The organism is Anaerolineales bacterium (assembly GCA_015075725.1).
Lineage (GTDB): Bacteria > Chloroflexota > Anaerolineae > Anaerolineales > Villigracilaceae > Villigracilis.
Genome location: JABTTV010000001.1, coordinates 1423512 through 1448308 on the forward strand (window position 1 = coordinate 1423512; position 24797 = coordinate 1448308).

Genomic DNA, 24797 nt, shown 5'->3' on the forward strand with positions numbered 1-24797 from the left:
TCAATCTGCGAAGGGGTCCTTGCATTTCGACTGTTTGGGGCGCGGCTCGAATACTTGCAGGTTATTCGATGTCAGCGTAACGACGGGTTTGTAATTGCACAACAACGGTGCGCCAACAAAACGGACCCAGGCCACATTTTCCTCCACGAATGCGCCTTCCTTTTGTTGTGTGAATTTCTGGTCTTCGGCAACGATCAACGCAAAGCGCCGGTCATGCAAATCTTCGTAGAACGCTTCGAGATACGGGCGGTTGCGCGACATTGCCATCTCCATCAATTCCATCTGTTCGTATTCGGGCACGAGCGTTATCCCGTCCAAATAGTCGAAGGTGATCAGCTGCCTTTCAGTGACGAACAATATATCGCCGCCGCTTTCAAGCGCTTCCTGCAAGGTCTGAACGTCCCTCTCAGCGGTTGTTTTATCGAAGCTTGGATAAAAGCCGATGTGCCGAATTGCAAACCCGAGTGGAATCAACAAACCCGCCATCACCACTCCCCAGCCGACTCTCCCCATCATCGGCTTCGGTTCGGACACGGCCGCAACCCTTCGACTGAGTTCAGGGCAAGCCTGTCCCGCCCAAAAAACCGTGACCAACACCGACAACATCACCAGAAATGCATCCATGTTATGCAGATCACCGCCGCCGCCGATCTTTGTGCTGACGATCGCCCCGCCGATGAATAAAACAATCGACATGGAAATCAGCACGAGCCAGCGAAGTGGATGCAAATACCTCGCCATACCGCGCAGCATTTGATAAATTGCAACCAACGCAGGCGCGGATACGAGCAATATACCCGGCAGGATTCCCATCGGGAAGGTCTCGTTCGGCAGCAGGCGGTTCCAGATCAACTCCGAAGTAAAACTCGAACCGAACGCGGCTAGGTCTGCGTTACCGGAGATTTGGATATAAACGAATTGCGAGACGAGCGCGGCGGCAACTCCGCTGATTCCCCAAAGGAATGGGGTAAGCCAATACTTCCATTCAATACCTGCGTTAGATGCGTTCTCTAACGTATCTGGCGCCGTTGAAGAACGTCGCCCACGCATCTCGAATGGCACTTCAAGAATATAAATCGCAACCGCCAGCATGGCAGGGACGGGGAACCAATTCACGCGGCTGATCCCCGCCCAAAGCGAAGCAAGGACGATGAACGCCAGCGAACGCCAGGGATGTTTAACCGATACGCCCGCCAAAATCAAAATCACCATCACCTGCAAGTGATAATACACCGCGCCTTGAAGGAAGAACAAAAACGCCCAGGCGGTGATAAGGATCGTCATGCCCGCGCCTTGTTTCATTCTCCGGGCAAGCAGATATGCGGATGCCAGCGTCAAACCGAACCACAGGAGCGCCTGCCAGAAACGATGGAACCACAATGGCAAATCGTCAATGAGGAAGGGAATGGAGAGAAGCATGTAACGTGACGGATGAAGGAAGGGAAGCGCCAACTCCATCCCGTAAAGCTTTTCAGAGAAGAACAAAGAAGCGTAGTAATGCCGCCCTGCTTCGGAATATCCCATCGAGAATGGGTTGGCTGACGCTGCTGAAAAAATACCCCAGGTTTGGTAGATCATCCCCTGTGCCAGGACCACGATTGCAAAGGCGGCCGCCCATTCCATTTTCCCAAGTTGTTTCAGTGCAAGGGTTTGAACCAGACTCGCCCACATGAAGACCCATAAAATCGGCATCACGTGAGGGAGGATGGAGCCGAAGACGTAAAGGCGGGCGATCCAGACGAAGAGGAAGGAAAAGACAATAAGTGAAACGTAACACGTAATACGTAATGGTGTGGCAGGTCGTGATCTTTCGAAGAAATCAGCGACCCGGTTCAGGAGCGGCGAAAAAGAAAGCCATAATGCAAACACGGCGGTCAATGCGAACACCCCAACCAGCCCGACCCACTTCGAGCGGAGAAGGATGATTTCCAACTCCACTGTGCGCTGCATGGTCTGGGGAATCGCAAGCAGGCTGACGACCGCCTGCGCCCATAGCCATGATTGCAGAAATTTTTTCGCAGAAACGGTTTCCATAAGATTACCCAGGCGTATGCGCCAGTCGACGTTAGTGGACGTCGACTACGCCTCTTTTCTTTCATTCATCGCCGCCAAAATGGATGGCAGGAAGAACGCGCCGGGCAGGCTGGCAATAATGAACAATATGCGGGTCAATAGCGCGATCGTCGCGCTTTCGGAGGAGGTCAGGCCGCCCAGGTGAACGAGCAGGAAGGTCATCGAAAGTTCCTGCACGCCCAGCCCGTTGATCGAGATGGGAATCAATGTGACGAAATACGTCAGGGTGTACATACCTGCCACAAGCCAGTAATCAACATGATGATCGATCCCCTGGAGCAGGAGATAAATGGCAAGGTAAATAAAGGCTTGATTCCCAAGGGTGGAGAGAAGGGAAGAGATCAGCGTCGCCGGTCTCTTCAGCCAGATTGAAAGCGATTCGAAGGTTCGTTTCACGAAATCGACGACCTTGTGATAAAGGGCGGATACTGCAGCTGCTTGCGAAACGCCGGTATCGAGAGAAAAAACGGGAATCAAGCCCAAAGGAAGGGCAAGCCCCATTCCGGCCATCCCGATCAACCGGTCCGCGACAAGCGAGGCGAGACAAATCGCGCGGTCGTAACCCAATTGCATCGCTCCCGCCAGGCGCGCCACATCCCCGCCGATTGTGGTCGGCAAAAAGTTCGAAGCAAAATTTCCGGTGAAGGTCAGTTGCGCAGAGCGTAGGAAGGTAACATGCACTCCCGCTGATCTTAAAAGGATGTGCCATCTTCCCACCGCGAAAAGCCGGGAAATGAAAAGCGCTAGTACGGCGAGCAGGAAAAACTCGAAAGCAACCCGGCGAACCGCGGAAAACAATTCGCCGTCGCCCTCTTCACGGATCAAGATAAGCAATAGACTTAATGCCAGCAAACTGCCCAACCCGCGAATAAGGGTCTGGCGATTTTCCCGCAGCCACTTAGTCATCGTTGAGGTTGATTTTCGTTCGCACGGTGTATGTCGGCTTGCGCTGGGATTCGTGATAGGTGCGCACCAGCAATTCCGCGATCAAACCCATCAGCATGGATTGAAAGCCGAGGATGAAGAACATCACGCTGGTCTGGAAGAGAGGCGAGCCCGTCACACCGACGAGGAAGAAGATGCGCCGGATGAAGAGATAGGCCATGATGACGGCGCTGATGATCATCAATAATCCGCCTGTGCCGCCGAAGAGATAAATGGGTTTGGAAGCAAAACTGACGAGAAATTTCACCGTGAACAGGTCGAGGATGACCTTCGCGGTTCGTTCCAGCCCGTACTTGGTCTTGCCGAAGCGGCGGGGGTGATGGTTGACGATGACCTCTGTGATGCGCGCGCCAACCGAGTTTGCAAATACAGGGATGAAGCGGTGCATCTCGCCGTAGAGTCGAAATCCCTCCAATACTTCGCGGCGGTAGGCTTTGAGCGTGCAGCCGTAATCGTGCAATTCCACGCCGGTGACCCACGAAATGAGTTTGTTTGCCATCATCGATGGGAGGTTTCGCGTGATGGCGTTGTCCTTGCGTTGTTTGCGCCAGCCGCTGACCAGGTCGTAGCCTTCGTCGAGTTTTTCCAACAGCATGGGGATATCGCGCGGGTCGTTCTGTAAATCTGCGTCGAGCAGGACGATGATGTCGCCCTGGGAGTGATCGAGCCCGGCGGCAATGGCGGCCGTCTGCCCGAAGTTGCGGCGAAAGGAAATGACGCGCACATGTTCAGCGTCTTTTTCTGCGTGGGCGGCGAGCAGGGAGAGACTGTTGTCGCGGGAGCCGTCATCGACATAGATGACCTCCCAGGTTTTGCCGAGGGAGTTCATGGTATCCGCGACGGCTTCGAAAAGCATGGGGAGGTTATCCTGTTCGTTATAGACAGGAATGATGAGCGAAATGTTCATGGCAGTCGTTGAAATATCCTGAGTTCGGCGCCTTCATTGCAGGATTGTGAAGCCGGGGGCTTGGCAAATTCCTGGAATTCCGAGGGCGTGAGGAAGTCCTTCCAGTCTGCGTAGCGTTTGGCTTCGATGATGAAAACATCCGCTTCGGCGCGCCAGCGTTGTGCAAGCTCACCGTTCCAATGGCTGAAAAAATAGAGCACATCCGGGTCGCCGCCGATGTGGAAGGTGTAACCGTCGTTGATCTGCGGCGGGAAAATGCGCGCCTGCGGGACGTAGATCATCGGCGTGAAGGCGTTTCCGCCATCCCAATATACCAGACTATCAGGGGGTATGACCGAAGCCAGGTACGCGCCGAGCTGTTCATGGTCGCGGATGATGTCGGTCTCCGCGCAGTCGGGCCTGCTTTCACCGAGATGGAGGATCGGAGAAAGCAGGAAACCTGTAATGAGGAAAGAGTTGACGAAGGTGAGGGTGATGTCTGTTTTCCGGTTTCTTTTCCAAACGAGAAAGGCAATGAACAAAACGCCAAGACCGGCGAGCAACCCGAGCGAGGAGCTGATCCAGCGTTTGACCTGGACGAGCGACATATCAAGCCCCTGCGTCAACGCGTCCACGATGGCGATGAAGCCAAAACCGCCGGAGCGAACGCGGGGAACGAGTGGCAGGTTGAGCAATCCGTTCCCGACGAACTCGAAGAGCGAGAAACCGATCCCTGTCGCAACGAGTAGGACCACAAGGACGGAAATGATCCTTGCTGCGCGGTGTGGGTTTTGATTCCATGCATGTGCGAACGCGACGACGAAAAAGAGGATTCCCAGAGGGTCGAAGAAGCCGAGATAGTTCGAGAAACAAAAAACGCAGGAATAACTTTCATAGCGGCTGGCGATCGCAGCCCAGCCGTGCATCAGAACAAGAGTGAAAAAACTCACGGCGAGAAAAACAGCCGCCCGCATGGCGTGAACAGACTTCCAGTCCGCGCGAGGCGGGAGGAGGATCAAGCCGAAGAGTCCGCCGATGATCGGGATGAAGTGATAGCGGATTCCCTGAAAGAAGGCATTGAGTCGATTCCAAAAATCGATGTTCGGGTCCCAGATCGGAACGGAGTCGGTTGGGATTCGGAATGAATCGAGAAAAGGCGTGAGCGATTCAGGAAGCCAGGGCGTCCAGATCGTCATGACGCGGGGCCAGTAGATGAGATGGAAGACGAGCAAGGCCATCGAACCTGACGCGAACGACCACATCCCGGCGCGTTTACCGTGTTGGAAATAAACGTAAAGGATCAGGAACGGCAAAAGGGGAGCCATGTTCTGTCGGGTAAAAATTGCAACCGATGCAAGGACCGAGGCGAGAACGATCTTCCATAAAGGGCGTTTTTCGTCGAGGATAAGCACGCAGATCCACGCCAGCATGCAGGCGATGATGACCTCCGAGACTGCGCGCGCGTGCAGCTTGACGATCATTGGGCTGAGCGCAAAGACCCAGACGGTCAAAGCCGCCATCCAACCCCCAGACCAGCGGCGTGCTGTGATCCATACGCCTAAAACGGTAAGCAGACCCAGAAAGATCGAGAAATACCGTCCCGTGCGCAAACCTGCGCCGAAAATATATTCGGCGATTCCGGGGATGAGAAACGCGAAGGGAGCCTTGTTCGTCAGCGGACCATAAGGCTCGAAGGGCTGGTAGGTCCCATTGAGATAGAATATGCCTTTGATGAGGTACGAGCCTTCATCCAAACTGCTGACAGTGGTGTGCGCGTAATTCACCGCCCGAATTAAATAAAGAACCGCTCCCAAGCCCGCCACAACAAGCGGAAGCCAGGAGGGCAATTCTTTGTTTTTCACGGGATGGTGGGCTACCATAAACCAAACATATTACCGCGTAGTCGGCGTTCTCTTACGCCGCGGGCGCATTAGACGCCTTTGGCGTGCGCCCTACGCGGTTATTTTTTTATGCCGCGCCATGTCTGAATCCACCATCATCGTCACGAGTTCCCTGAACGTGACGGCGGGTTCCCATTGTAATTTGTTACGCGCGAGGCTTGGGTCGGAGATCAACAAGTCCACTTCGGCGGGTCGGTAGAATTTTTCATCCACCACCACGTAGTCCTTGTAGTCCAGCCCGACGTGGGAGAAGGCGACCTCGCAGAACTCCTTGACCGAATGGGTTTCACCCATGCCGATCACATAATTATCGGGCATGTCTTGTTGGAGCATCAGCCACATGGCCTGGACGTAATCTCCTGCAAAGCCCCAGTCGCGCCGGGCATCGAGGTTGCCGAGTCGCAGTTCCTTCGCCTTTCCAAGTTTGATTTTCGCAACACCGTCGGAGATCTTCCTTGTTACGAACTCCAACCCACGGCGCGGGCTTTCATGGTTGAATAATATTCCCGATGTCGCAAAGATATCGAACGACTCGCGGTAATTGACCGTGATCCAATGCCCGTACACCTTCGCCACGCCGTAAGGACTGCGCGGATAGAAAGGCGTCGATTCCTTCTGCGGCACTTCCAACACCTTGCCGAACATCTCGCTCGATGAGGCTTGATAAAAACGGATCTTTGGGTTTACAAAGCGGATCGCTTCCAGCATGCGCGTCACCCCAAGCGCGGTCACATCGCCGGTGAGCGCCGGTTGATTCCACGAAGTCGGCACGAACGACTGCGCCGCCAGGTTATACACTTCAGTGGGTTTGTACTCTTCGAGCATCGAGAGCAGGGAACCCTGATCCTGCAGGTCACCCTGAAGGACGGTCACATCGTCGAGGATGTGTTCGATCCGTTCAAAACTCACCGTACTGGAACGGCGCACCATCCCAACCACTTTGTAACCTTTCGATAACAGGAGTTCAGCCAGATAGGAACCGTCCTGGCCCGTGATTCCTGTAATGAGTGCTGTCGGCATTATTTCTCCTTGCGTTCAAAATTCAGTCGCTGAATTATACACCATGCGCCTTGCGGTCACGCCACACGCCCCAGCCGATGATCGCGATCCATGAACCGAGGATCAGCGCCACCATCCACACAAAAGGCAATTGACCGCCGAAATGTAAATATCGGTTCAAATACCATTGAGTGAAGACCACCACCAGTACAAGTTCCATGGCGACCACACGGCCGACCCAGGCATTGCGAGTTTCCCGCCACCAAACCCACACATGACCGGCAAGGATCGCCTGCCACATAAATAGGATCAAACGATAGCGCGGATTGTCCCATTGATCGCCGCCCCCGCGCAAAGCCGTAAAAAGGATCCAACCCCAGACAATGAAACTCAACCAAAGGATGATGCTTCGGCTCTTTGCTCCGCCTTTGGCTGACCCCAACCCAAAAGAGAGAATCAACGCCGGAAGCAGCGCGTACCAACCGATCGCCCTAAAGATGCCGATCGCCTTCCAAAGGAGATTGGTGGGCGCGATAAGAATCGCCGGAAGGATTGGCTGCAGCACCCCGTAGATCATCACGAAGGGCAGTTCCATCCAATCCGGCATTTCATCGAAGAGTTTCTGCACCCAGCCGGAACCTTCTTCGATCTTATAGGCGTTCCATTTGAACGACTCGCGGATGAAGGTTTGAATCACCCCGAGCGGACCGCCACCCCCGAGATTTCCCTGCTTGTCCAACGCGGAGGAGAGGAGAAATAGTCCGGCAAGAAAAACAGTCACCAATAAAGCCGCAACCCACCATGGAAAGCGACCGCGCTCGCTGGAAAAGTACATCCACCCGCCGAGGATGACGAGCGTGACGAGTGCAATGGACGGAGACACGAGCAGCATCCCCAAAATGCCAAGCGCAAGCCAAATCAAGGGGTGGTCGAGTAGCGGCGCGCGATCTTCGCGCCGCGTATCGCGAAGTCCCCGAAGGGGGAGACCACGCCACCTCACGAATCCCCACAGGCAAAACGCGCTGAATGCCAGCAGATACGGCTCGCGCATGGGAACTCCGCCCAGCAGGATGCTTTCAGGATAAAGCGCAAAGATCCAGCCTGATGCCGTCGCAACTTTTTCGCCCCATTGCAGATTCACCGCCTTCCACAAAAACGGGACTCCCAACGCGCCCATCAATGCCGACATCAGCACAAGCATCAAGACCCGATGCGCGTCGGGGGAAAGATAACGGTAGATAAAAGCACACAGAGCCAGCAACCCGCCATACTGGTCCGAAGCGAAGCGGCTGTTGAAGGCATCCAGGATCGGGCGGTCGGACGAAGCCAGTTCCCAGGCTTGACCGTCGCGGCGGTAGGCATCCGTGTACGTGAAGCCCGCGCTTTGCTCTTCATCGCCTGCGTGACCGTAAACCGGCAAAGCTAGATGGGTCGTCACCCCGCCCGCAAATCGCAGAATGAAAGCCAGCGCAACCATCCATGCAAGAGATTTGCGGTGGTCGGTATCGGGACCACCCCAGCGAGCGGCAGATGAAAGAAGGAAGAAGGAAAGAAAAAAAAGGAAGGAGAAACCGAGGAAACCGATCAGCCAATTCCCCGGCTGGAGTGCGGAGAGTCCCGCGCCGAGCACAAGGGACAGCGGAAGCCCCCAAGCCAGATCGCGTCGTTGAAAGAAGTTCATATCCCCACTTTTACCATGAAAACGAGGGGATTAGTTTCGTGTTTTGGGGCGTATAATTTCCGGGGATATAGGATTTATACAACCAAATGGCTGTTATACACCCAAAATTGGACGTTTATACAACCGTCTGTATAAACCAAAGTTAGCCCGCCTCTTGGAACAGGAATTACATTAAAATATTGTGGATAACGCTAATATTCAGACGGATATTCAATCCTTTAAAGCATGTAATATTATAAAGAAGGAGAATCTCGATCATGAACCTACCAAGGGAAATCAAACCCCTTCAAGAATTTGTGATTGCCGCGCATGGCAGCTCTCCGGGTGATTTAGATAAAGTCAAACAACTATTAGCGGAATACCCCGAATTTCTGAACCAGGGATATGAATGGGATCCAACAGACATTGAAACAGCTTTGCAGGCAGCGGCACATATGGGACAGCCAGCCATTGCTGAGTATCTTTTAAGTCAGGGCGCGCCTTTAGATATATGCTCAGCAGCAATGCTCGGACGCAGCGACGCTGTGCAGCAGTTTCTTGCCCAAGACCCCACACAGATTTACGCCGTAGGAGCACATACCATTCCGCTGTTAACACACGCGGTTTGGAGCGACAATATTAGTTTGGTACAACAGATTTGGGAGCAAGGTGCATATGCTGGAGCATCCGAAGCACTTAGCAATATCGTCAGCGAAAAACGATTTAGAATGGCAAGCTGGTTATTAGAACATTGTGACCCAGACTTGAACTGGAAGAACTTTCAGGGCAAGACGGTGATAGAAGTGGCACGCGATCTGGGAGAGACGCAAATGATCAGGTTACTTGAAGAGTATGATTCAAAAAAATGAGTGTCCGGATAAAGTAGAAGTACCTCCCGTTGCCCAACAAGGCGTCCCGATAAAGCCAAGATGATATGCGCGCCCCGTCTCGATTTCGCTTCGCAGGGCGAAGGCCTGATCCTTCGGCGCGACTTCGCCAGTCAGGACAGGCTCAGGGACAAGGCGCAAGCTTTGGGGCGCTTTTCATGCCAGGAGTAATTATGAAATTTATTGGCAAAGCGACAATAAATCCATTGATATTCTATACGGGAAAAATCAGCGGATACATTACTTGGATTACTCTCCTGGGATACCTTCTTGATCTTGTTCCCTCTTCAGGATTTCACAATTCATTTTTAAAATCGGCTTCAACGTTCATCTTGGCCATGGGCCTGTGTTTGGTTGGCGTTAGTTTGGTAAATTTGGGAAAATCGACAAGATTGGGATTGCCAAATGAGAATACCGCCCTAAAAACGAATGGGATCTATCGTTTTAGCAGGAATCCAATGTATTTCGGATTCAATTTACTAACGATCGCGGCAATGGTTTATTCCATAAATATCGTTTTACTCCTGCTTGGAACATACAGCATTATTACATATCATTGGATCATCCTCGGCGAAGAGAAGTTTTTGGAAGAGCGGTTTGGGGATGAATATTTCAATTACAAAAAGAAAGTAAGGAGATACATTTAAAACCCCCAAAACAGCATACTGTGTCTCCGTAAGATCATCAGGACAGTCCGTCTTGAAAGTCAAGAGATAAAACCGCCTTTAGGAAAACGGTCCATCTCAGCGTGTGTGATAAAAACTGTTCGACTATCCCAAATCTAACAAATCCTCGGCAGCATTTCACCGGGGAGCATATCCACCAACCGCGTACCCCCGATGGTGGTTTTCAATCTCACCTGCGGCTTTCCAGCCCCAATTACTCTTCCGATAATTTCAGCGTCTTTGCCGTATTTTGTTTTCTTCATCATGTTCAAAACTTTATCCGCGTCGCTTTCTTTCACGAACGCGACCAACTTTCCCTCGTTGGCGATAAATAACGGATCGAATCCCAGCATCTCGCACGCGGCTTTGACGGCAGGCTTGACCGGTAATCGTTCCTCTACGATCTCAATGATCACATTGGATTGTTCGGAGATTTCAACCAGCGAAGTTGCCAGTCCGCCGCGGGTGGGGTCGCGCAAAACGTGAACGTCACCGGCAGAAAGCATCGCCTCCATTAAACGATTGAGCGGGGCAACGTCGCTTTCGAGAGTCGTTTCAAATCCCAGATCCTCCCGCGCCGATAAAACTGCAATGCCGTGATCCCCAATTGTCCCAGAAAGGATAATTACATCTCCCTCGCTTGCATTCACGCCGGAGATATTTATCCCCTCGGTAATTTTCCCGATTCCCGATGTGTTGATGAACAACTTGTCCGCGCCGCCTTTTTGCACCACCTTTGTATCTCCTGCCGCGATGTAAACTCCCGCTTCATCTGACGCTTCCTTCATTGAAGCGACGACCTTTTGCAAAATATCGAACGATAAACCTTCTTCGATCACGAATCCGCAGGTCAAAGTGATCGGTTTCGCGCCGATCATGGCAAGGTCGTTCACGGTTCCGCAAATTGCGAGCCGACCAATGTCACCGCCGGGAAAGAACAACGGCGAGACGACGTGCGAGTCAGTCGTCAATGCATATCGTTCGCCGTCGATCACTATCACAGCAGAATCATCCAATGCGCGCGGCGCGGCTTTTCCCAACTCAGGCAGAAATAATCGTTTCAACAGGTCATGGCTCAAGGTCCCGCCGGAGCCGTGACCGAGCACGACCGTATCGTTCGGCCTGATCGGCACGGGGCAGGTATAGCCTTCGAAATCAAGTTCGTTATTCATAAGTTACCAATTCGCGGTGATACCGATAATACGCCGCGCACGCGCCTTCGGCGGAAACCATCGGCGCGCCGAGCGGGCTTTGCGGCGTGCATTCTCTTCCAAACGCGGCGCATCCCGTCGGCTTCTTCAAGCCCTGCAGGATCTCACCCGCGATGCACAACGGAGATTCTTGCGCAAGAAGATTTTCGACATCGAATCTTTTCTCTGCATCGAACTCAATAAATTCTGGACGCAAGCCCCAGCCGCTTTGAGGGATAAGACCAATGCCGCGCCATTTCCGGTCAACGGATTGGAAAACGCTTCGAATCGTGTTTTGGGCTGATGCATTCCCCTCGAAGCGGACAGCCCGCTGATACTGATTCTCTGCCACCGCTTCGCCCGCTTCGAGTTGCCTGACCGCCGCAAGCAGACCGTTCAACAGATCGATCGGCTCGAAGCCCGTCACGACAACCGGCACATGATATTTCTCCGCAATGGGCGGGTATTCGTGGAATCCCATCACTGCACAGACGTGCCCCGCTGCGAGGAATCCCTGCACGCGATTCGACTTCGAACTCAAGATCGCCTCCATCGCGGGCGGCACGCGGACGTGCGAGACCAGCACGGAAAAATTTTTTACGCCCTTGTTCTTCGCTTGCAGGACCGCCATCGCATTGGCAGGCGCTGTGGTTTCGAAGCCGATGGCGAAGAAGACAACCTGCCTATCAGGATTTGCTTCCGCGATCTGAACCGCTTCGAGCGGCGAATACACCACGCGCACATCCCCGCCATTGGCACGGACGGAGAACAAATCCTTCGACGAACCCGGCACGCGCAGCATATCGCCATAGGAGGTAAAGATGACATCCGGGCGCGAAGCGATGGCAATTGCTTTATCGATCTGTTCAAGAGGAGTGACACACACCGGGCAGCCCGGTCCATGCACGAGTTCGACCTGCGGCGGGAGCATCTCATCGAGGCCGTGATGCAGAAAGGCATGAGTCTGCCCGCCGCAGATTTCCATGATGACCCAGTTCCGGGTGACGATGGATTCGATCTCACGCAGAAGCGATTTTACTTTTGCGGGGTTGCGGTACTCGTCAAGAAATTTCATTCTCGAAATCCGCCACGTCCTTGATCAACTTCAAGGTTTCTTGGGCTTCTTCTTCGTCCATTAGACTGATCGCAAAGCCGACGTGGATCAGCGCATAATCGCCGACCTTTGCCTCGGGGGTGTACGCAAGGCAGATTTCCTTGACGATTCCTCCGAAGTCGATCTTTGCCATACTGAGGTCATCTTTTTGATAGATTTTGGTGATCTTTCCGGGAATGGCGAGACACATGGTTCATCCTTTGTGTTGTGCAGGTTGCGTTCTCAAACGCAACCCCCTTCATACGACGGGAGATTGCTTCGCCGCTTCGCGGCTCGCAATCGCATTCGCTGCCACAGCCTGACCCAGCGCCAAGCCGCCGTCATTGCAGGGGACCTGCTTGTGGAAATAAACAGTAAAGCCTTCGCGCTCAAGTCCGTCACGGACAAGATACAAGAGAATTTGGTTCTGCCAGACGCCGCCTGAGAGAACGACCTCACTGAGACTCGTTTGAACGCGGGCACGTTTGCAAACATCAATTGTTATATCGGCAATCGTTTTATGGAATCTTGCGCCGATCATCCCGGCAGGTTTGCCTGTGCGGACGTCATGAACAATGGATTGAAGAAGTTCTTCGAGCAGAATGGATTTATCCGCCGAATATGGATACGGTTTGGCTTTCAGGAACGGCTTGGATAATACTTCCATTTCGATTGCGGCTTGCGCTTCATAGGTAACGTCATTCCGGATTCCGATCAGGCTTGCAACGGCGTCGAAGAGGCGGCCCATCGAGGAGGTGAGCGGCGCGTTCAGTTTTCTGTCCGCCTGCTGTCTGACGATGTTGACAGCCAGCATGTCCAGATTTTTCAGGAATGGCAGATCATCGATGTCGATTCCCAGGGCGTGGGCGTATCCCACCGCGATTCGCCAGGGATGGCGGATGGCAGAGTCGCCGCCGGGGAGAGGCAAAGGCTCGAGGTGTGCGAACCGCTCAAAGTCTGCGCAGGAGGCGAGAAGGATCTCCCCTCCCCAAATGGTTCCATCGGTTCCGTATCCGGTTCCGTCGAATGCCAGTCCGATCACCGGCCTGTTTTCCAATCCGTTATCCGCCATGCAGGAGGCGATATGCGCGTGATGATGCTGGACGGCAATGCGGGGAATATCTTGGATGCCCTGTGCATATTTTGTCGTGAAATAACCGGGATGCATGTCGCAGGCGATAAGTTCGGGCTTCACGCGGAACAAACGGCTGAGATGGCCGACTCCCTGCTCGAAGGACTGGAAGGTTTCGACGTTTTCCATGTCGCCGATGTGGTGGCTGAGGAAGGCGCTTCGGTCGCGCGCAAGACAAAACGTGTTCTTGAGTTCGCCGCCGACGGCGAGAGTTGGAATCGCATCGAAGGGAAGACGAACGGGATACGGAGCATAGCCGCGGGAGCGACGAAGGAAGATGAAAGAGGAAAGAGCCGGGCTTTCTTTCTTCTTTCTTCCATCCACTCTTACTACTGAATCGTCGCATCTCACGTGAATATCCCTGTTGTGTAGAAGGAAAGCTTCCGCCAGCGGGGCGAGGCGTTCGAGCGCATCCTCGTTACCGGTGGCGATGGGTTCCTCGCTGAAGTTGCCGCTGGTCATCACGAGGATCGGCGGGACGGGTTCTCGATTGAGAACGGGGTCGCTTCGATTGAGGAGCAAATGATGGAGCGGGGTGTAGGGCAGCATGAAACCGAGCGTGTCCATGCCGGGGGCAAGTTCGTCGGGCAGGGCGGAGTTTTCCCTTTTATTCAAGAGGACGATGGGCTTTTCCCTGCCGGTGAGCAATTCGCGTTCCGCTTCGTTCACTTCGCAATGGCGCCGGATCATTTCAAGGTCCGCCGCCATCAACGCGAACGGTTTGCCCTGCCTGCCTTTTCTCCGCCGTAATTCATCGACCGCCATCCTGTTTTCCGCGTCACAGGCAAGATGAAAACCGCCGATCCCTTTGACGGCGATGATCTTTCCTTCCCGTAGATATTTTCTTGTTTTCAGGATTGCGGCGAGGCGCAGATCGATCGTGGATAGGTCTTGAAATTGAGACGGCGGCTCTTCGAGATGGACGCAGGGTCCGCACTGTGGACAAGCCACCGGCTGGGCGTGGAAGCGGCGGTTCGAGGGATCGGTATATTCGGCGCGGCATTCAGCGCACATTTCGAATTCCGCCATGGTGGTGGCGGGGCGGTCATAGGGCAGGTCGGTGATGATCGTAAAACGCGGACCGCATTTCGTGCAGTTGATGAACGGATAGAGGTACCGCCTGTCTCTCGGGTCGAAGAGTTCGCGTTCGCAGTCCGGGCAGATGGCAATATCCGCTGAAACCGGCTGGAATGCGCCTTCGATCCGGGTTGAAGGTTGAATGTTGAAGCTTTTAAAGTTTGCATTGGGGAGGTCCGATCGAATTGAGATCGAATCGATCTTTGCCAGCGGGGGGGCTTCCGTCTTCAGGCTGCGAACGAAACGTTCAACCTGCGACTCGTTCCCTTGAACCACGATCTCCACGCCGCCGGATGTGTTCCGCACCCAGCCGTGCAAGTCGAGCCGTTTCGCGAGCCCGTAAATGAACGGGCGGAAACCGACCCCCTGCACGATACCGGTGACGGAGATATGGCGGTTCATTATCATCCCTGGTTTCCTGCACGGACCTTTTCAGTAAGCCAGTCCGCCCAGGCATCCATCCCCTCCCCCGATTTACAGGAGACCGGGAAGATCGTCACATCCGGGTTGAGCGCCTCCACGCCTTTTATGAAATAACTCATGTTGAACGTTACGTACGGCATGAGGTCGGTCTTGTTGATGATCAAGACCTGTACGCCCCGGTACATGCCGGGATATTTATAGGGCTTGTCATCCCCCTCCGGGATGGAGGCGATCAAGACGTTCAAGTGCGTGCCGATTTGAAAGTTCGCCGGACAGACGAGATTCCCCACATTCTCGACCAGCACCAGGTCTAGGTCGGAAAGGGGAAGCGCAGGCAGGGCATCCGCCAGCATGACCGCATCGAGATGACACCCGCCTCCCGTGTTTATCTGCACCGCAGGAAGACCCGCTGCCATTGCCTTCTCGGCATCGATGGAGGTGGCAAGATCGCCTTCGATCACGCCCAGTTTCAGGCGTCCCTTCAAGGCTTCGAGGGTTTTGAGAATGAAACTGGTCTTGCCTGCGCCGGGCGAGGCCATGATATTGATCGAGTACACACCTTTCTCATCGAGCAGCACGCGGTTACGGTCCGCGATGCGATCATTGGCGGATAATATATTTTCAACAATAGGAATGCGCGTGGTCATTCGGTCTCCGATAAATCACTCAACATCGATGCTATCGACCTGAAATTCTTCACCTTTACTGATCTTCACAAGCGGACTCGAACAGGACGGACAATCGAAGGTCTCATCTGTCGGGTGAAAAACGTGCCCGCATCTCCGACAAGTCATCTCACCGGCAATACGCTCGAAATGGAGCAATGAACCTTGCGCAGGCGTCCCCTTCGTAATCATGTCCCAATAGAATTGAACCGAATCATCCACGATGGATGAGAATTGCCCGATCACCAGGTTAACCTGTTTGATCTTTCTTGCACCGGCATTCGCAAGGGCAATATCAAGGACGCTCTGTGTCACTGAAAGTTCATGCATATCCACCCTTAACTTAATCCCAATACGGGTTACATCCAAGATGAGAAAGTCACCCGTGCGGATGACTTTCCTCTCGTGAATTCGTTACATTTTCTTTCAACAAATTCAATGCGATATGCGCGGCTTGCGGCACGCATTCCGCGACCGGCGGCGATAGGTTCTCGCCGAATTCGCTGATGCGTTGGATGGCGATCCCGATCACGGTCACGTCGACGGGCAATTGCGCGCCCATGCGTTTGCCGAGTTCGATCGCGTTCTGCAAGGATGTGTCGTGCGCGCTGGAAATATGGAAGGCGGAATAGTTCGGCAGGTTGTCGAGCTTTTGGATCAGGATCGAGCCCAGATCTTCCTTGTCGGCGATGAAAGCGTCGATGATAATGGCGCGGTCGTATCCGATCAGATGCTCCATCAAACCGATGCCGCCCACCGAAAGGCATTCAAGCCCCACAGATAAATCCGTTGGCATCTGCCGGGTTAATTCTTCGACGACCTTCCAGCCGACCCCGTCATCGCCCAGGATCGGATTTCCGAGCCCGACAATGATCGTTTTCATGATGAAGCCTCCGGTTCTTTAGCGACCTGAACCTGCCTCTCCTCAACAAAACTGTTTCAACACCTCGAGCGGATTCCCGTCCGCGTCCCGGATCGTGATCTCCAAAGGCATCTGACCGGGCAGTGAATGAGTGGCGCACCCGAAACACGGGTCGTAGGCGCGGAACGCCATCTCGACCATGTTGAGCAAGCCTTCATTCACGTTGCCGTCTTTGATGAGACTCTCCGCCGCTTTCTTCGTGGACATTTGGATTGGCGCGTAGTTGTTGGTCGTGCCGACGATGAGATTCGCTTTGGTCACGCGCCCCAGTTCATCGGTCCAGTAATGATGCGTGAGCGTCCCGCGCGGCGCCTCGACGATGCCGATCCCTTCCGTTGGTTTCTGGGTCGGTTTGGTGTGAACGTTCGGCGAAGTGATCTCGGGATCCGTGACCAGCTCCACCCAGCGTTCCGCGGCATAGAGCAATTCGATCAGGCGCGCCCAGTGGATTGCAAGCCGTTGATGCACGGGCTTTCCGCCCAGGGTCGCATAGAATTTATCGTACTGTTCCTGCGCAAGAGGCGTTGCCATTCCATCCGCGGCATTGAGGCGCGAGAGCGGGGTCGCCATATAGATGCCGGAGTCGATCCCGTCCACGAAGCCCTTCCAGCCGACGTTCTTGAGATACGGGAATTTGAGATAGGTCCATGGCTCGACGTGTTCGGCAACGTGTTGAGCGTAATCCTTCGGCTCGTATTTGACGAATTCTTTTCCGTTCGGGTCCGCCACGCGCACTTTGCCGTCGTAGAAGTTGACCTTGTTATTCCCGTCCACGAGTCCCATGTAGTAGGTGCGATGGGTATAGACGTCGCCGAGGATCAGATCCACGTAACTCTTGTTGGAAAGCACGATGTCATTGAAGAGCTTCAGGCTGAACTGCGCGAACTCGATTGCCCAGCGTCCCATCTCTTCGATCTCTTTGCGCTGCTCTTCGGTGATGCCTTTTGTGATTCCGCCGGGGATGGACGTGCATGGATGGACTTTCCTTCCGCCGATCATCTCGACGACATTGTGCCCGTATTTCCGCATCTGAATGACCTTGCCGCCGATCTCCAAACCCACTTTGTGAATCACACCGAGGATGTTTCGTTCGGCGACGGGCGCATCGGGTCCCATTACGAAATCGGGTCCGCCGAGCGCGTAGAAGTGAGTCGTGTGGTCGGTGCAGTAGAACGCAGAGTAAAGCAATTCCCTCAGCATCTTTCCCGTGCGCGGCGGATCGACGTGATAGACCGCATCGGCCGCTTTTGCCGCCGCCATGTGATGCGCCTCGGGGCACACGCCGCAGATGCGGTTCGTCAGAAGCGGCATTTCCTCGATCGGACGCCCGACCACGAATCGTTCGAAGCCGCGCAGTTCCGGAATCTGAAAATACGAGTTGGCGACATTGCCTTGATCGTCGAGGAAGATCTCGATCTTGCCGTGACCTTCAAGACGGGTGACGGGATCGATGGATATTCGTTGGGTCATGGGAACTCCTGTCGGTGATGCGTGGAACGCGAGTTTTGTCCTTCACGTTCCACTCATCATTTTTCATTTCTCAAGCGGTGATGTGTCGTCGTGCAATTCCTTGACGAAGTGCGCCCGCGCCTCGACCTCTTCCATTTTCAGCGAGGCGTATTGCGAGGCTTCCTTCATCAATTTCTCGACAAGATCGGCGGGCAGTTTCTTCAGGTCTTCATGAGTGTAGCCCTTTGTCTTGAGGTATTCCTCGATCAGCGCCCTTTCCAGCAGGGCATTGGGGTCCTCGGCGGGCTCGGCGTTTTCGATCGGTTTCGCAGTCATGCCATCCTCCTTTCAAAAAATAGACGGACTGACATACTTACGATAGCACGGATCATTTCGCCTTGAAAGCCTCCCTGTTCGCCATGAGCAGCGAAGCGGGCAGGCTGAAGCGATACACTTGCCCGGTCGGGTCGGGAATGCCATCAAGGATTCGCTCGATTTCCTCCGGTGTGGTTGCGTCGATCACGGACGAGAAAGCGGTGATCAGCCGCGCGCCGTAATCCGTCACGCCCTGAGCCGGTCCGTAGCATCCAATGCACTGCGCCCCCGCTTGCGGGCAGCGCGCATTGCATCCACTGCATGTTGCGGGTCCGTTGCACGGGATTCCCTGCTCGAGCAGGCACAAGTCCGGGTCGGCTGGTGCAATGTCTTGAATGCGCTTGAATTCCTTGATGAGTTTCACGTTGCGCGCGCGCGGACATTCATCGCACACGGTCGAATTGCCCACCCCGATCGTGGAGCCTTTTGGCGGGAGAGTTGCCCGTCCATGCAGAACGTCGATGACAAGGTCCAGAACGGCTGCGATCTGATGACTCTCCGGCGGGCAGCCCGGCATGTAGTAATCCACATCCACAACATGATCGAGCGGTCGTAACGTCTTTTCAAGTTTGGGGATGTGCAATTCGCCCTCGGGTACATCGTACGAGGTGCGCGGATAGATCTCATGCGGGTTATCGGTCGAAATCGTGTTGAAGGCCGTGTGGACGATCTCTCCAACCGGGCTCAGATTTGCCAGCCCGGGAATGCATCCTTCGCAGGCGCATGAACCGAACGCGACAAGGATCTTCGATTTCTGCCGGAGCAGTTTCGCAATATGCTCATTCTCGTCGTTGCGGATGCCGCCATTGAAAAGCGTGAGAAGGATCGAACCGTCTTCCATTGCCTCAACGTCCTTGTATTTCGCGTCCATGGCGACGGGCCAGAAGACCACATCGAAATTGGCATCCACATCCAAAATCTTCTCATGGGTGTTCAGCACCGCGATCTCACAGCCCCCGCAGGACGCCGCCCAATACATTGCAAATTTTGGTTTGACGTGTGTCATGCCGGCACCTCCTTTTCAAAGGATGAAGGATGAGTTTTGATGGATGAATTTCCGATATCTTCGTCATCCTTCATCCTTCCATCTTCGTCCTTCCCCCAACAAAGCGGTCCCAGTTTCCGGATCTCTTCCACGAATGTTGTCGTCTCCGCCGCGAATTTTGCTCCTTCGGCCGCGCTCGCCCAAACGAGCTTGACCCGTTCCGGTTCGATGCCCAGACCTGTGAGCACACGTCGGAGCAGAAGAAAACGGCGCAGCGCCTTGTAGTTCTGTTCGATGTAATGACATTCACCCGGATGACAGCCTGTGATCATCACGCCGTCTGCGCCGCCCGAGAGAGCGCGCAGGACGAAGGTCGGGTCGAGGCGTCCCGAGCACATCAAGCGGATGAGGCGGACATTCGGCGCATACTTCATGCGCGCCGTCCCCGCCAGATCCGCTGCGCGATAACTACACCAGTTGCAGGTGAAGCCGATGATGGTCGGTTCGAATTGGTCGGTCATGGAATCAACTCCTTACGCTCCAACTGGTTCAAGATTCTTCATCAACAGCCCGTCGATCTGCGCATTGATCTGCTCATTGCTGAACCCTGTGCCACTGATCGCGCCCGCAGGACAAGCTGCCACGCACGTGCCGCAGCCCTGACAAAGCGCGGGATTGATCTCGGAGACGTTATCATCCGCGATGAAGGCGATGGCGTTGAACGGACACAGCCCGTTGCAGATGCGGCAGCCCGAGCACATCTCTTTATTCACGGTTGCCTTGATCGGCTCGAGCGCGACTTCGCGCTGCAGGATCTTATCCAGCACGCGCGCCGATGCCGCCGCGCCCTGCGCCACGCTGGACGGAATATCTTTCGGTCCCTGCGCGCAACCGACGATGTAAATACCTTCGGTCATTGTGGCGACGGGATCGAGTTTGGGGTGTTTCTCCGTGAACCAGCCGTCGGTGGAGCACGAGATGCCGAACATCTTGCCGACTTCCTTGGCATCGTGACGCGGTTGTAATCCGCTGGAAAGGATGACCATATCCACAGGGATGCGCCTCTGCTTGCCAGCCAGAGTATCTTCGGTCTGGACGATCAGTTTGCCTCTTTCGTTGGAATAGCGCGCCGCATCCGTGACCTCCGCCACTTTGCCGCGCACGAACAGAGTCCCTTCTTCCAGCACCCGTTGATAGAACTCGTCGTACGCCTTATACGCCGTGCGCATGTCAATGTAGAAGTTATAGACTGTCGCGCCCGTGCGTTCATGGACGAGATGCGCGAACTTCAAGCCCTGCATACAGCAGATGACCGAGCAGTAATTGTTGAAATTCCGGTCGCGCGAGCCGACGCAGTGGATGATGCCCACGCTCTTCGGCACGGTCTTGCCGTCGCGCAAAACGATATTGCCGTTGGTCGGTCCCGCCGCGTTGGACAATCGTTCGAACTCCAGGCTGGTGAACACGTTTGGCAGACGCCCATAGCCGTAATTGCTAACGCGCCGCGCATCGAACAGGTCATAGCCCGTGGCGAGGATGATGTTGCCCACTTCGATATTCAACAACTGATCCTGCTGGTTGAAATCGATCGCGTTGGTCGGGCAGAATTTCTCGCAAGCCTTGCAGGTCCCTTTTTCAAAATAGATGCAGTTTTCCTTGTCCATCACGGGATAGTTCGGCACGGCTTGCGCGAACGGCGTGTAGACCGCCTTGCGGTATCCCAACCCCGCTTCGTACACATCGTCGATGACCTTCTTCGGGCATTTCTCCTGGCAGATGCCGCAGCCTGTGCACAGTTCCTCGTTGACGAAGCGCGCCTTCTTTTTAATCGTCACGTTGAAATTGCCGACATATCCCGCCACGTTCACCACTTCGCTCCACGTCAGCAAAGTGATGTTCGGATGCGTCCCCGCCTCGACCATGCGCGGCGTGAGAATACAAGCCGAACAATCCAGCGTCGGGAAGGTCTTGTCGAACTGCGCCATGTGTCCGCCGATGGACGGTTCGCGTTCGACCAGATACACATGGAATCCAGCATTCGCGATCTCCAAAGCGGATTGAATGCCTGCAATCCCTCCGCCCACCACCAGCGTGTTCGGATTGATCGGGACCTTGATCTCCTCCAGCGGGGCATTCTCGATCACCCTCGACACCGCACCTGATACCACCGCCTTTGACTTCGCCGTCGCGACAGCCTTATCCGTATGCACCCATGAAACCTGCTCACGGATCGAAGCAAGTTCCACCAGATACGGGTTCAAGCCCGCGTTCTGCGCCGCGATGCGGAAGGTTTTCTCGTGCAAATGAGGCGAGCATGCGGCAACCACCACGCGCGTCAAACCAAGTTCCTTGATATCCTTCTCGATCAACTCCTGCCCCAAACTGGAGCACATGAACTTGTAATCGCGCGCAATGACCACGCCCTGGTGACCAAGTTTCTCCGCCGCCCATTTGGCGACATCTTCGACGTCCACCACGCCAGCGATGTTCGACCCGCAGTGACAGACATAGACTCCGATTTTCTCTGTCATTTCACCGCCTCCTTCCTGCCCTCATGCTTGGTCCAGCGACGCGGCATGGGCAGCCCTTCATCCTTCTTCCTCGGCGCGGCGGGTTCCTGCGTGACAGGCACTTCCACGCCGATGCCCGCCAGCACATTCCGCGAACTGACCAGTTCCACGCCGATCCCCAACTCACCGGGTTCCTTCCCGAACGCCAGCCCCATCAATTGCGTGAAGAACAGGATCGGAATGTGATAATCCGTGCCGAAGTAATTGTTCATCTCATTTTGGTAGGCATCCACGTTCATCTGGCACATCGGGCAGACCGTGACCATCATCTGTGCGCCACGCTCATCCGCGTCCGCCACGAGCCGGCGTATGAGTTCAAAAGCAGTTTCGGGGCCGATCTGGGTCATGTGTCCGCCGCAGCATTCCGTCGTGAGCGGATAATCGATCACGTCCGCGCCGAGCGCGCGCAACAGGTCGTCCAATTCGGTGGGATGCTCATGGTCCGACCAGCGATGCTGGTAATCGGGTCGCGGCAACATGCAGCCCATGTACGGCACCACCTTGAGTCCCGTCAACGGATGCACAACAGCCTCCCGTATTTTCTCCAGCCCCACGTCATAGACCAGAATATCGATCAGGTGGCGAACATCCAGCGTGCCAGCCTCATAGTGCAGTCCGCCCGCCGCAAGCGCCTCATTGACCTTTTCGCCCAGCGACGGTCGCTCGTTCATGTAGTGATCCGCCTTCGCAAGGTTCAGATAACACGCTGAACACGGCGCAACGACGGTGCGCGTGCCACCTGTCCCGTTTGCGGGATGCATTTGCTTCGTCGCCAGCGCCAGGTTGCGCGCGATCAGCGAATACGCGGGAATCAGATTGATGCCGAGATACTCCGTCGCGCCGCAGCAGTTCCAATCATCGATCTCTTCGAAGTGGAGATCCAGCGGCTCAAGGATCGTATTCATGGACTCCATGTACGCCTTTGCGCTGGATTCCATCGAACAACCCGGATATAAAAGATATTTGTTCATGAAGTCATCTCCAGTTGCTTGGCGTGGTCCAATATCTTTTTCAACTGGTCCATCTGTTTGATCTTCTTTGGCATCAGCGCCATGCGCCCCTTCGTGATCATCCCAAGCCCCATCGGCATCATGCCTGGCAGTCTGAGCGGGAAGTGTTTCAGGTAATGGCGCGATGCCAGTCCCATTTCGAAACTGCGCCCATACGTCTCGACCATGTCCACGAAGGTCTGCGAAAAATCGGGCGCGGTGGAGTCTTCGTACAACTTCTCCTTGATTGCCATGCCCTTGAGCGTGTACATTACGTCCGCGATGTGTACCTCCTGCGGGCAGCGCACCACGCAGTGATAGCACGAGACACAGATCCATTGCGTGTTGCTCCGCAGCACTTCCTCGCGCATCCCCGCCCGCAACATCGCGAACAGCATGCGCGGCGTGTGGTCCATATCCTTGGCGGCGGGGCAGGAGCCCCCGCACGTTCCGCATTGGATGCACATCTCCAGCCGCGATACACCCGCAGTCTTCATGCTGACTTCATGCAATAGGGAAAGGTCCTCCTCGTGGGTTAAACCCGCCCGGACCCGTTCGTCTGTCATATGGGGCATAGGAGCCTCCGTGCTTCAACCAAAACCCGACCAGCCGCTGCTCGGCATGACCGAAGTCATCCATTCGCAGTTACGCGTAACCTACCCCCAATATTCATACTAGTGAAAGTTGTCACAATAAATAGTAACAAAAATAATCATAAACCCCTGATAATCATCCCGACAAGGAGAATCATTCCGATCCCCTACCTCCCTGATCGAAATAAAATACCCAATGATATTCAATTGCATGCCGGATCATCCGAACGAATCACATCGCCTCCTATCGCAGTCTTGAACCTTGTCCGATGCCCCAATATGACTTACGCCCCGGGATATTCCCACAAGAATGGCGGCAAAGCGCTTAAACAAAAGAGGACGACCCGATGGCCGTCCTCTTGGTGCATACCGCAAATTACTTCTTTTCTTCAACCTGCTGGGGCTCGGCTTTCTTTTTGTTCCCGCGCATCTTGCGGAAAACCCAGCGCAAACCGAGGAATGCCAGGTATAACGGAATGCCGATGGTCACCAAAACAGGCAGGGTATAGAGAATGAAGCGGATCATAAAGTCGACGAAGTTCTTCCAGAAGTTGAGCAGGTCCTGGATGGCTTCGAGCGCCACGCCTTTCGGCTCCCATTTGCCGATGGTCACCGGCTGGATGGTCTCCTCCGCGATCAAACGCACGCTGACGGCGGAAAGCGCCGCGGCTTCCTCGTAGTATTGAATCTGACCTTTGATGATCTCGATCTGCTCGCGGTAATACATCAATTGGTTGAAGATGTTGACCACTTCATCGGTGTCCTGCGCGTTCTCCATGAGTTCGGTCAATTCTCTTTCAGCGGCTTCATAGGTCTTGAGGCGGGACTTCAGATCCACATATTCAGCGGTGACATCCTGCCCGGAACGTGTTTCACTTTGGACCTCGACCGCGCCTTCCTTGATGAGTTCCAGCGCCTCGTCCAGTTTTTCAGCCGGTACGCGGATGGTGACTGTGCCTTCCGGTACGGGGATGTAAGTGCTTGTATATCCCTGGTAGAGATTCGACGAGACGACAAACCCGCCCATCTCCTCCGCCATTTTCTGGATCTCTTCCATGCGTCCTTCCACATCCGAGACGACGATGGCAAGGTCGGCGTTTTGGATGACCAGACGCTCGACATTCGCCGCTTCCACACCTCCGCCCCCGCTTGAGGGGGCTTGTTCAGCGGCAAATCCCTCTTCCATGGCTGGAAGCGGAGCGACATCATAGGCAGGTTCTGCGGGCGCTTCCACCGCGGCGGGAGCCCGCGCTCCAACGCATGCAGCCAGAATAAGCGCGGCAATAATCAATATAAACAGCAATAGGCGTTTCATTTC

At 54.6% G+C, this 24797-nt stretch carries 23 protein-coding genes; 2 read left to right on the forward strand and 21 right to left on the reverse strand.

All coding sequences use genetic code 11. From position 1 onward, the window contains the following. From HS100_06815 to HS100_06840, 6 genes are all read right to left on the reverse strand, one after another. Complete coding sequence (locus tag HS100_06815) at positions 1-2034, reverse strand: hypothetical protein (GenBank protein ID MBE7433609.1); 2034 nt, start codon at positions 2032-2034, stop codon at positions 1-3. Positions 2035-2079: 45 nt separating this feature from the next. Further along, positions 2080-2979, reverse strand: coding sequence for a flippase-like domain-containing protein (locus HS100_06820; GenBank protein ID MBE7433610.1), 900 nt, complete (start codon positions 2977-2979; stop codon positions 2080-2082). Next, positions 2972-3925, reverse strand: coding sequence for a glycosyltransferase family 2 protein (locus HS100_06825; GenBank protein ID MBE7433611.1), 954 nt, complete (start codon positions 3923-3925; stop codon positions 2972-2974). Before HS100_06825 ends, HS100_06820 begins: the two co-directional genes overlap by 8 nt. Further along, entirely contained in the window at positions 3922-5766 is a 1845-nt protein-coding gene (locus HS100_06830) for a glycosyltransferase family 39 protein (protein ID MBE7433612.1), read from the reverse strand. Before HS100_06830 ends, HS100_06825 begins: the two co-directional genes overlap by 4 nt. A gap of 90 nt (positions 5767-5856) precedes the next feature. Next, complete coding sequence (gene gmd / locus HS100_06835; GenBank protein ID MBE7433613.1) at positions 5857-6825, reverse strand: GDP-mannose 4,6-dehydratase; 969 nt, start codon at positions 6823-6825, stop codon at positions 5857-5859. A 34-nt stretch (positions 6826-6859) separates the two neighbouring features. Continuing rightward, positions 6860-8485 carry a hypothetical protein gene (locus HS100_06840; GenBank protein MBE7433614.1) on the reverse strand — a complete coding sequence of 542 codons (1626 nt, stop codon included), beginning with the start codon at positions 8483-8485 and terminating at the stop codon, positions 6860-6862. Positions 8486-8742: 257 nt separating this feature from the next. Between HS100_06840 and HS100_06845 the strand changes: the two genes are divergently transcribed. Further along, positions 8743-9333: an ankyrin repeat domain-containing protein gene (locus tag HS100_06845; protein MBE7433615.1), complete on the forward strand. Its 591-nt coding sequence runs from the start codon at positions 8743-8745 to the stop codon at positions 9331-9333. A gap of 65 nt (positions 9334-9398) precedes the next feature. Further along, complete coding sequence (locus tag HS100_06850) at positions 9399-9998, forward strand: isoprenylcysteine carboxylmethyltransferase family protein (GenBank protein ID MBE7433616.1); 600 nt, start codon at positions 9399-9401, stop codon at positions 9996-9998. Positions 9999-10132: 134 nt separating this feature from the next. On the opposite strand, the gene hypE is transcribed toward HS100_06850, so the two are convergent. The 15 genes from hypE to HS100_06925 all read right to left on the reverse strand — a co-directional run bounded on the left by hypE (position 10133) and on the right by HS100_06925 (position 24794). Next, on the reverse strand, positions 10133-11188 hold the full coding sequence (gene hypE / locus HS100_06855; protein ID MBE7433617.1) for a hydrogenase expression/formation protein HypE: 1056 nt from the start codon (positions 11186-11188) through the stop codon (positions 10133-10135). Beyond that, complete coding sequence (gene hypD / locus HS100_06860; protein ID MBE7433618.1) at positions 11181-12281, reverse strand: hydrogenase formation protein HypD; 1101 nt, start codon at positions 12279-12281, stop codon at positions 11181-11183. The genes hypE and hypD overlap by 8 nt, the downstream gene beginning before the upstream one ends. After that, on the reverse strand, positions 12268-12510 hold the full coding sequence (locus tag HS100_06865) for a HypC/HybG/HupF family hydrogenase formation chaperone (protein MBE7433619.1): 243 nt from the start codon (positions 12508-12510) through the stop codon (positions 12268-12270). The genes hypD and HS100_06865 overlap by 14 nt, the downstream gene beginning before the upstream one ends. 48 nt (positions 12511-12558) lie before the next feature. Further along, positions 12559-14910 carry a carbamoyltransferase HypF gene (gene hypF / locus HS100_06870; protein ID MBE7433620.1) on the reverse strand — a complete coding sequence of 784 codons (2352 nt, stop codon included), beginning with the start codon at positions 14908-14910 and terminating at the stop codon, positions 12559-12561. 2 nt (positions 14911-14912) lie between these two features. Further along, on the reverse strand, positions 14913-15578 hold the full coding sequence (gene hypB, locus HS100_06875) for a hydrogenase nickel incorporation protein HypB (GenBank protein ID MBE7433621.1): 666 nt from the start codon (positions 15576-15578) through the stop codon (positions 14913-14915). A gap of 15 nt (positions 15579-15593) precedes the next feature. Beyond that, positions 15594-15926 (reverse strand): hydrogenase maturation nickel metallochaperone HypA, encoded by a 333-nt coding sequence (gene hypA, locus HS100_06880; GenBank protein MBE7433622.1) that lies wholly within the window; start codon positions 15924-15926, stop codon positions 15594-15596. Positions 15927-15975: 49 nt separating this feature from the next. Continuing rightward, positions 15976-16479, reverse strand: coding sequence for a hydrogenase maturation protease (locus HS100_06885; protein MBE7433623.1), 504 nt, complete (start codon positions 16477-16479; stop codon positions 15976-15978). Positions 16480-16521: 42 nt separating this feature from the next. Then, positions 16522-17988 (reverse strand): Ni/Fe hydrogenase subunit alpha, encoded by a 1467-nt coding sequence (locus HS100_06890; GenBank protein MBE7433624.1) that lies wholly within the window; start codon positions 17986-17988, stop codon positions 16522-16524. 63 nt (positions 17989-18051) lie between these two features. Next, complete coding sequence (locus HS100_06895; GenBank protein ID MBE7433625.1) at positions 18052-18303, reverse strand: hypothetical protein; 252 nt, start codon at positions 18301-18303, stop codon at positions 18052-18054. Positions 18304-18355: 52 nt separating this feature from the next. Continuing rightward, entirely contained in the window at positions 18356-19348 is a 993-nt protein-coding gene (locus HS100_06900; protein ID MBE7433626.1) for an oxidoreductase, read from the reverse strand. Further along, positions 19345-19848, reverse strand: coding sequence for a hydrogenase iron-sulfur subunit (locus HS100_06905; GenBank protein ID MBE7433627.1), 504 nt, complete (start codon positions 19846-19848; stop codon positions 19345-19347). The genes HS100_06900 and HS100_06905 overlap by 4 nt, the downstream gene beginning before the upstream one ends. Before the next feature lie 12 nt (positions 19849-19860). Then, complete coding sequence (locus tag HS100_06910; protein ID MBE7433628.1) at positions 19861-21858, reverse strand: CoB--CoM heterodisulfide reductase iron-sulfur subunit A family protein; 1998 nt, start codon at positions 21856-21858, stop codon at positions 19861-19863. Further along, complete coding sequence (locus tag HS100_06915) at positions 21855-22868, reverse strand: CoB--CoM heterodisulfide reductase iron-sulfur subunit B family protein (protein ID MBE7433629.1); 1014 nt, start codon at positions 22866-22868, stop codon at positions 21855-21857. Before HS100_06915 ends, HS100_06910 begins: the two co-directional genes overlap by 4 nt. Next, positions 22865-23461 carry a 4Fe-4S dicluster domain-containing protein gene (locus HS100_06920; protein MBE7433630.1) on the reverse strand — a complete coding sequence of 199 codons (597 nt, stop codon included), beginning with the start codon at positions 23459-23461 and terminating at the stop codon, positions 22865-22867. Before HS100_06920 ends, HS100_06915 begins: the two co-directional genes overlap by 4 nt. A gap of 394 nt (positions 23462-23855) precedes the next feature. Beyond that, positions 23856-24794: a DUF4349 domain-containing protein gene (locus HS100_06925; protein ID MBE7433631.1), complete on the reverse strand. Its 939-nt coding sequence runs from the start codon at positions 24792-24794 to the stop codon at positions 23856-23858. Positions 24795-24797 lie beyond the last annotated feature (3 nt).

Excerpts from the sequence above, each read along its gene's own strand:
- HS100_06815 (MBE7433609.1), bottom strand. The coding sequence starts at position 2,034 with ATGGAAACCGTTTCTGCGAAAAAATTTCTGCAATCATGGCTATGGGCG.
- HS100_06820 (MBE7433610.1), bottom strand. The coding sequence starts at position 2,979 with ATGACTAAGTGGCTGCGGGAAAATCGCCAGACCCTTATTCGCGGGTTG.
- HS100_06825 (MBE7433611.1), bottom strand. The coding sequence starts at position 3,925 with ATGAACATTTCGCTCATCATTCCTGTCTATAACGAACAGGATAACCTC.
- gmd (MBE7433613.1), bottom strand. The coding sequence starts at position 6,825 with ATGCCGACAGCACTCATTACAGGAATCACGGGCCAGGACGGTTCCTAT.
- HS100_06840 (MBE7433614.1), bottom strand. The coding sequence starts at position 8,485 with ATGAACTTCTTTCAACGACGCGATCTGGCTTGGGGGCTTCCGCTGTCC.
- HS100_06845 (MBE7433615.1), top strand. The coding sequence starts at position 8,743 with ATGAACCTACCAAGGGAAATCAAACCCCTTCAAGAATTTGTGATTGCC.
- HS100_06850 (MBE7433616.1), top strand. The coding sequence starts at position 9,399 with ATGCGCGCCCCGTCTCGATTTCGCTTCGCAGGGCGAAGGCCTGATCCT.
- hypE (MBE7433617.1), bottom strand. The coding sequence starts at position 11,188 with ATGAATAACGAACTTGATTTCGAAGGCTATACCTGCCCCGTGCCGATC.
- hypD (MBE7433618.1), bottom strand. The coding sequence starts at position 12,281 with ATGAAATTTCTTGACGAGTACCGCAACCCCGCAAAAGTAAAATCGCTT.
- HS100_06865 (MBE7433619.1), bottom strand. The coding sequence starts at position 12,510 with ATGTGTCTCGCCATTCCCGGAAAGATCACCAAAATCTATCAAAAAGAT.
- hypF (MBE7433620.1), bottom strand. The coding sequence starts at position 14,910 with ATGAACCGCCATATCTCCGTCACCGGTATCGTGCAGGGGGTCGGTTTC.
- hypB (MBE7433621.1), bottom strand. The coding sequence starts at position 15,578 with ATGACCACGCGCATTCCTATTGTTGAAAATATATTATCCGCCAATGAT.
- hypA (MBE7433622.1), bottom strand. The coding sequence starts at position 15,926 with ATGCATGAACTTTCAGTGACACAGAGCGTCCTTGATATTGCCCTTGCG.
- HS100_06885 (MBE7433623.1), bottom strand. The coding sequence starts at position 16,479 with ATGAAAACGATCATTGTCGGGCTCGGAAATCCGATCCTGGGCGATGAC.
- HS100_06890 (MBE7433624.1), bottom strand. The coding sequence starts at position 17,988 with ATGACCCAACGAATATCCATCGATCCCGTCACCCGTCTTGAAGGTCAC.
- HS100_06895 (MBE7433625.1), bottom strand. The coding sequence starts at position 18,303 with ATGACTGCGAAACCGATCGAAAACGCCGAGCCCGCCGAGGACCCCAAT.
- HS100_06900 (MBE7433626.1), bottom strand. The coding sequence starts at position 19,348 with ATGACACACGTCAAACCAAAATTTGCAATGTATTGGGCGGCGTCCTGC.
- HS100_06905 (MBE7433627.1), bottom strand. The coding sequence starts at position 19,848 with ATGACCGACCAATTCGAACCGACCATCATCGGCTTCACCTGCAACTGG.
- HS100_06910 (MBE7433628.1), bottom strand. The coding sequence starts at position 21,858 with ATGACAGAGAAAATCGGAGTCTATGTCTGTCACTGCGGGTCGAACATC.
- HS100_06915 (MBE7433629.1), bottom strand. The coding sequence starts at position 22,868 with ATGAACAAATATCTTTTATATCCGGGTTGTTCGATGGAATCCAGCGCA.
- HS100_06920 (MBE7433630.1), bottom strand. The coding sequence starts at position 23,461 with ATGCCCCATATGACAGACGAACGGGTCCGGGCGGGTTTAACCCACGAG.
- HS100_06925 (MBE7433631.1), bottom strand. The coding sequence starts at position 24,794 with ATGAAACGCCTATTGCTGTTTATATTGATTATTGCCGCGCTTATTCTG.